Annotated in this window: 8 protein-coding genes; all 8 read right to left on the reverse strand. The window is 44.7% G+C overall.

The features are described 5' to 3' along the window. Nucleotides 1-920 (reverse strand): family 43 glycosylhydrolase (locus SD31_RS11405; protein ID WP_039054219.1); only part of this gene is annotated, 920 nt, incomplete at its 3' end. A gap of 37 nt (nt 921-957) precedes the next feature. After that, nucleotides 958-1,158, reverse strand: coding sequence for a hypothetical protein (locus tag SD31_RS17545; RefSeq protein ID WP_197053678.1), 201 nt, complete (start codon nt 1,156-1,158; stop codon nt 958-960). Continuing rightward, nucleotides 1,155-2,123 carry a sialidase family protein gene (locus SD31_RS11410; RefSeq protein ID WP_197053679.1) on the reverse strand — a complete coding sequence of 323 codons (969 nt, stop codon included), beginning with the start codon at nt 2,121-2,123 and terminating at the stop codon, nt 1,155-1,157. Before SD31_RS11410 ends, SD31_RS17545 begins: the two co-directional genes overlap by 4 nt. 202 nt (nt 2,124-2,325) lie before the next feature. Beyond that, nucleotides 2,326-3,657, reverse strand: coding sequence for a sialidase family protein (locus SD31_RS11420; protein ID WP_156138338.1), 1,332 nt, complete (start codon nt 3,655-3,657; stop codon nt 2,326-2,328). Nucleotides 3,658-3,729: 72 nt separating this feature from the next. Continuing rightward, nucleotides 3,730-4,269 carry a sialidase family protein gene (locus tag SD31_RS11425; protein WP_039054215.1) on the reverse strand — a complete coding sequence of 180 codons (540 nt, stop codon included), beginning with the start codon at nt 4,267-4,269 and terminating at the stop codon, nt 3,730-3,732. After that, nucleotides 4,266-4,952, reverse strand: a complete 687-nt coding sequence (locus SD31_RS11430; protein WP_039054216.1) for a hypothetical protein — start codon at nt 4,950-4,952, stop codon at nt 4,266-4,268. Before SD31_RS11430 ends, SD31_RS11425 begins: the two co-directional genes overlap by 4 nt. Before the next feature lie 89 nt (nt 4,953-5,041). Next, a complete protein-coding gene (locus SD31_RS11435) occupies nt 5,042-5,413 on the reverse strand; it encodes an IPT/TIG domain-containing protein (RefSeq protein WP_082021935.1) in 372 nt (123 codons plus the stop codon). Between the two features lie 80 nt (nt 5,414-5,493). Then, the coding region (locus SD31_RS11440; protein ID WP_197053680.1) for a DUF4998 domain-containing protein at nt 5,494-6,710 on the reverse strand (1,217 nt) is incomplete at its 5' end.

A 6,710-nucleotide genomic window follows, 5' to 3' on the forward strand; every position in this document is an offset into this window, starting at 1 on the left:
TCCGGGCCGGGCATACACCGCGATTCACCCTGCAAGAATACTGTTCCATTTCCACGTTCCCGGATATCCTTTCCATTTTTGTTCCAGATAATCGTTCCTTGCAGGCTCGTGGATCGTGCAATCCGGACATGGTAGTCACTAGCTGCTCCATCACAACAGTGTCCTCTAGACCCAAAGAAATAGTAATACCCGTCTCGCTTATGCAAAACGACCGCTTCAAAATCTCCCGCAGCGATCTTAAATTTTTTAGTAAGGTCAGGAACAGATCTGCCATCGGCCGACAGTTCTATGCCATATGTCCCCTGATTGGCTGAATTGCTGTAGCTCCCCCAAAACAAATACTTTTTATCCCCTTCTTCCCAGTACAGCGGATCGATGGAATTGGGTACACCAACCTCACTGGTGAAAAACAGCTTTCCCTGATCCACAAATTGTACAGCCGGACTGGGAGACGTGGCCAGACCTATTGCAGGATTGGCGTCCGCCCATGCTGAATAGGAATAATAGAGGTGATACATACCATTGACCTTGACGAGATCCCCTGCCCAAAGAGAGCTTTCCGATGCTCTATCTGTTTTCCATGTCGGCTTGGACAAGAAGGCGTTGCCTACTATGGTCCAGTTTACCATATCCGGAGACTTCAGTACCGGCATCAGCCGGTGACCTTTGCCGTCACCCCAGTCGTCCGAGGTACCAATGGCGTAAAAAATACCGGTATTGGGATCCCGGGCGACTGTCGGATCAGCCAGTATTGGTTCAAAAACAGGGTTGGTATACTTGCCTGAAAGCTCTTCCTTTGGATCCTCATCCTTGTCCGGGATAACTTCTTCTCCCTTATCCGGCACACTGCCCTTTCCACATCCTGTGAAGAAGACCATTATGGCTAGCAATACGCTGCAATTCAAATATCTGCTTATCATGGTATTTATTGAAATTTATATAATGTCTCTATAATATTTACCTACCTTTTTGAGATTCCACTTCCAGAATACTACCTGCAATGTATCGCGGCCCGTCGTTTTGATTGTAATAATAGGCGACCAAAACCCTGTTTTTGTCTAGCTGTACCGCCCAGGGATAGCCGATATCCCAACTGCCACCGTCCTCCCGGATTACAAATTCCTCAGCCGTAGCAAAATCGGTACACTCCGCGTTCAATATACGGGCACGAATGCCGAAGGGCTCATGACGGTATCCATATACCACCAACACCCTGTTGTCCCGAAGTCGCAAAGCTTGTAAAGGATGTCCTTTAAATCCCATACTTTCCCAATGGAAAGTCTTCCCGCCATCCGTCGAACGTGCGATACAGGCTGATCATCGTACCCGGCTGTACGCATAAATGCCACGATGTCCCCTTTTGGCGTTTCATAAACCGATGTTTCGTTGAACGAGATCTTATCATCCTTGGCCACCACCGCCGAATACTCCCAGGTCAATCCTTTGTCGTGAGAGGTCAGCAAGTAATTGGATGTTTTACCCGCACGATCATGCGCCGCTACGACCCACAGCACACGACCATCTTTTGTTTCGTACATCGCTCCACGATTATAAGCCGACATCGGCTGTCCGAAGGGATCATAATGCCGCTCATCGGGGACATGGACCGGATAATAAGGCCCTTGCCAGCTCTTCCCATTATCGGTTGAGCGCATGACATATCCACCTAAAAAAGTAAAACCACCTGAATTAAACAAAGGCTTTTCCGGACTTTGCAAACTTTTATCAACAGTTGTCCAGCCATAACTGGCAGCGAGCAGTGTACCGTCTTTGAGTCGGATCAAGCAAGGATCCTGCGACCCGCCAAACGGATGAGCATACAGTAACTCAGGGGATTTAGACCATCGTTCACCGTCTTTAGATCTCAAGGTTACCAAATAGCTGTTATGATCGACATGTGAAATCTTCTCCGTACCGAATATACGACGATTGGGAGCCTGCCTGAACGCTAACAAAAACTCATTTTTATTTTTTATAACCGAAGGAAAGGCGTTATAAAACAAGGTGTCTTCATATATAACAATATCCTTTATTTTTCGCAAACCACTCTTTGTCTGCGCGATAGAAAATTGAATAAATAAGGACGTTATAACCAGGAACGAAATAGTCTTTAAATAGTGCATTGATTTATTTTTTTAATGTGAATGTAGTCATACTGGCAACGGAAACAACAGTTTCATTATCCTTGTCGGCATTGTGTATTGCAACTGGCTTTCGTTTATCTTGTATCCATGCAATAATTCTTGTCTCCGTCTTTTGTGCAAAGAGGCAACAATAATTTATCAACACCAAAATCCCTGTAACAAAAAACCTATTCATAAATACCTATAAGAGTTTAACAGTTATTTCACGGACTTTAATGGCTTTTCTTATCTCGCCGGTAGCTGTTTTATATTGAAAATCCGAATAGACCAACAAAAATTTATCCTGTCCGGTCTGCAATAAATCCGGATAGCCGCAAGTTAACTCATTTCGATTTATTCCTTCTGTCCAAGGCAGCATTTCAAAGGGATCTGACCACTCTTTGCCCTCCTTATCCAATGCTACGCGTATCTGTAGCCCCGGCCGGCCGGATGCTAAAACAATTGCTTCATTCTGTAATTGCTGCAACTTTGGCAAAACACCTGCTTTAGTAAAAACTTCAGGTTTAGTCCAGCTTTTTCCCTGATCCAAAGACCGGCTTATGTACATCGGGCTATTGCCCAAGCCGTCCGTAGTTCGCAAAACACTTAGATAGGAACCATCTTTTAAGATCTCAAAAGCCGGCTCCGTCCATCCCAAGGCCAGCCTTTGTCCTCCATTCGGGTCTTTTACCGGGTCATAGTCATAAGGGATACGTCCGATGAATGACCAGCTTCTTCCCCCATCCTGCGAGCGATAAAAAGCCACGTCCGAAGGTGGCACCGTTCCGTTGACAAAGGTAAAGCCGGGGTATACGCCGGCTACGATAGAGCCTTCTTTCTCCAGCTTCATATCACCCCACCACACCAGCGGCAGTAAGTTGTTGTCCGAATATCGTACCATATTGGCTTCCGATATCTTATTATGCTCAAGAGCCCATTGATCACTTCCCGTCACCCTCCTGTTGATGTAGACACCCTGCAATTCCTCCGGCAATTGTTCTACTTTCCAAAACCTAAATGTACGCCCATAAGCCTCCTTAACAGTTGCAATAGGCTCTGGCAACTTCAGATCCTTTAATGGAATGGCCGGAGGAGTATGGATGCTTATATATTCGCCTCCGTTAATTTTGAGACCGCCCCCGATGGGCGCGCTTTCTATGGTTGTCCAGGTTACCCCCTGATCTTTTGAAACAGCATATCCAGCACCACCTTTTCCATAGCTCTCAGCATCATCTGTCGCCATATTCCATCGGGCCACGATCTCCCCTTGGTCTGACCTGTATAATCCGGGAAACTGAAAGAAGCCCCATTTGTAGGGTTTGTCCGCAACAGCCACAACAACAGGTTCGCCAAAACTGATCTTAAAAATATCCTTGCCATCTTTCTGATAGATATAATCCATCTTATCGTATGCAGCTATACCTTCTTTCAAAGGTTGCCTATCTGCATCAAACCGCACGTCTTGCACCTTGACAGCCGGAGTTTGTACTGCACACCCTGTCAATAGAAAAAGCAATCCGTAGTATCTTCTCATTATGTTTCGTGATTTGTAACTTAATATTATATGCACTATTTTGTTCCCTTAGATTTACAAGAATAAACAGATTTATATCCTTTTCACCGTCACCTTACGTACTTTGATAGCTTTACGTGTAAGCCCTTCTGGTGTCTTGTGCTTAAAGTCCGAATAAATAATCAAGAAGCTATTTTCATCCACTTTCAACATCTGCGTATATCCACAGGAGGAACCAAGGGCATCATTTGTCAACTGTACTTCATTCTCTACCCAAGGCAACATTTCAAAAGGTTCCGACCAATCATTGGGATTATCATTCAGCATAAACCGCAGCTGCACACCGGGTCTGCCGGAGGCTAATGCCACTATACCATTGTCCAGCTCCAACAACTTAGGCAGTACTCCGCTTCCGGTAAAAACCTTCGGCGTAGACCAGCTTACACCTTTGTTGATCGATGTCGTCCAATACATCGGGCTCTTCCCAAAACCGTCTTGCGTACGCAGAACAGATAAGAAAGTTCCATTTTTTAATACCGTAAATGCTGGTTCTGTCCATCCGAATGTTTTTCGTTTATTGCCGTTTGGATCTAAAGAAAGATCGGGTTGGTAAAGTATACTGCCTTGCTTCACCCACGTCTTGCCAAAGTCTGTAGATTTGTAACAGATGACACCCGCCGGATCCACTCCACCACTTGAATTGATTTCGAAACCGGGATAAGGCAGGTATATACCCCATCAGAAATTTCCTGTATATCTCCCCACCATACTACTGGGAACAGATTGCCATCAGCATAACGGGCCAATTTAGGACTGACCAAGGTGCCTCGCTCAGCTATCCATGAAGTCTGCCCCTTCTTCATACGGGACTGATAAGTTCCTTGTAACTGTAAAGGCAGTTTATCGTACTCATAAATACGCATAATTCGGCCATAGCTAGACGCATCCTGTAAAGTGGCTATAGGAGTAGGCAGATCCAGATCCTCCAATGGGACAGCTGCCGGAGTTCCAACAGCAATTCTATCCCCATTACTTAGCAGTGTGCCTGCCCCCGCCGGGCCTTTAACAACCGTCGTCCAGGTCACGCCACCATCATTAGATATAGCACTATTGATTCCTAACGATGGTTTTCCGTAGCTCTCCGCATTATCATGATTCATGGACCAACCGGCAGCCAATTGCCCGGACAAAGAGCGACGTATAGACGGAAACTGATAAAAGCCCCAACCAACCTCTTCCTCGGCCACCACAACCAACGATGGCTTGCCCAATTCGACTTCTAGCAACTGTTGTCCATTACGTATATACTTGACCACCTGCTCATTATAGGAAATAATACCTGGTTCAATGGCTGCTATATTGGGATTTTTGTCTTCTATCCATTCGATAGTGTCTTTCTGTGCAACTACAGGCTCTTTCTATTTTTCGCACACGGAATTGACTTTATGTTAGAGGTATGACCTCCTACTACGACAGATACATCGATCTTTGACCCATCAGCCAATTCTGGGACTTTCACCGAAATAATACCATTAGATAGGTCCAATATTTCGCTCGTAACATCTCCAAACTTGACTTGGACAGCCTCCAGACTACTACCAAATCCGCGTCCCTGTATTTGTATTGTAGAGCCTGATGCAGCAACATTGGGCAGTATCAACTTAAGCGACAGCGCACTCTCCTCAACTTTTGTTTTCGGATCGTCTGTTTTTTTTGCGCATGATGTGGCGTCCAAAAGGACGAACATACACAACAAGTTCAATAAAAGAGTTTTCATGTCTATTGTTTTTTTTTATATTTCTTTTGATTCTACCTAGTGTAGAGACACAATATCTTGTGTCTCTACTATATGTACCATTACCTGCTAAAACCATACAATACCGCCGTATGATTTCCTTTTATATCTGCAATCGTCAGATTAGTACCGCTACCCTGTACCTTCCTCAGATCATAGGCGGCTACTAACCCGGGAGTTTCTGCAGTAACTGGGGTCGACATATCTATTTGGATCTCTTCAGGACTGAGAGCTTTCTTCCAAAAGCGCAAATGTGCCACCTCACCACTAAAAAACTCTTTCAGAGCACCCGTTGGAGACTCTTTCCATGCCCCAACAAACACATCGGAAATACTAACAATATTAGGATTTTCCGGAACAGCCGCCGGTAAAGTTGCCGTACCAACCAGATTTCCATTTTGGTATAGTTTTATTTGCTTAGTAGACGAATCAAATATAGCCACCAAATGAATCCATGTGTCCAATGGATAATAATCATTTCCGGAAAGTACATTAGCTGCTCCACCTGGATTAGGATTCGAGCCAGACCTATAATACCAATCGGCGTAGGTACGACGATTAGATAGAGGTACGATGCCATAACCTGTATTTCCGTTAACTGGATCAGCAGTAGTAGAAGTATAACGCTTCATCAATAGCCTTTGATTCCTGTTGCCGATCGGTGTCTTTATCCATACAGAGATACTTAATACTTCGCCTGAATTGATATTCAAATCCGGATGATCAGCAATCCTCATATACTGATTAGTCCCATTAAATGTTAATCCTTCGATAACATATGGTTCAGAGAATGGCAAATCAATGTATTCCGTATAAAAAGTGTCTATGGCATTCTCTGTAGGGAGATATCCTGTTCTATACATTAGATCTCCGCCGAACCTGTTGAGATAGACTATAGATCTTTCTTCTATGGGGAGTTCTATTACCCGGGTCTCCCCGTCAGTCCCATCATATTTCAACTCAATACTAACCGCTCCTTCAAAAGCACTTTTCCAGGTGACATCAAGCTCATTGGAAGATTCGATATATGTGGCGACATCGATCAATCTATTATTTAGACTCTCCCTATATTTATCCCCGTATATTCTACTTGATAGTTCAGTAGGTAGTGATTTGCTATCGCCGTCTGCGGAGGTAGTTACTAGCTCAAATGTCAGGAAGTCCTCCGGCAGGTCAGGCAGTAGTACTTTGAGTTCCTGCCCCACACTGTTGTCCGGTATGGTATATACGACAGAGTCCGTCCTGGATCGCCAYACGGTCATTGTCTTGCTTTTGGATC

It is taken from the genome of Sphingobacterium sp. T2 (assembly GCF_000814685.1).
Classification (GTDB): domain Bacteria; phylum Bacteroidota; class Bacteroidia; order Sphingobacteriales; family Sphingobacteriaceae; genus Sphingobacterium; species Sphingobacterium thermophilum.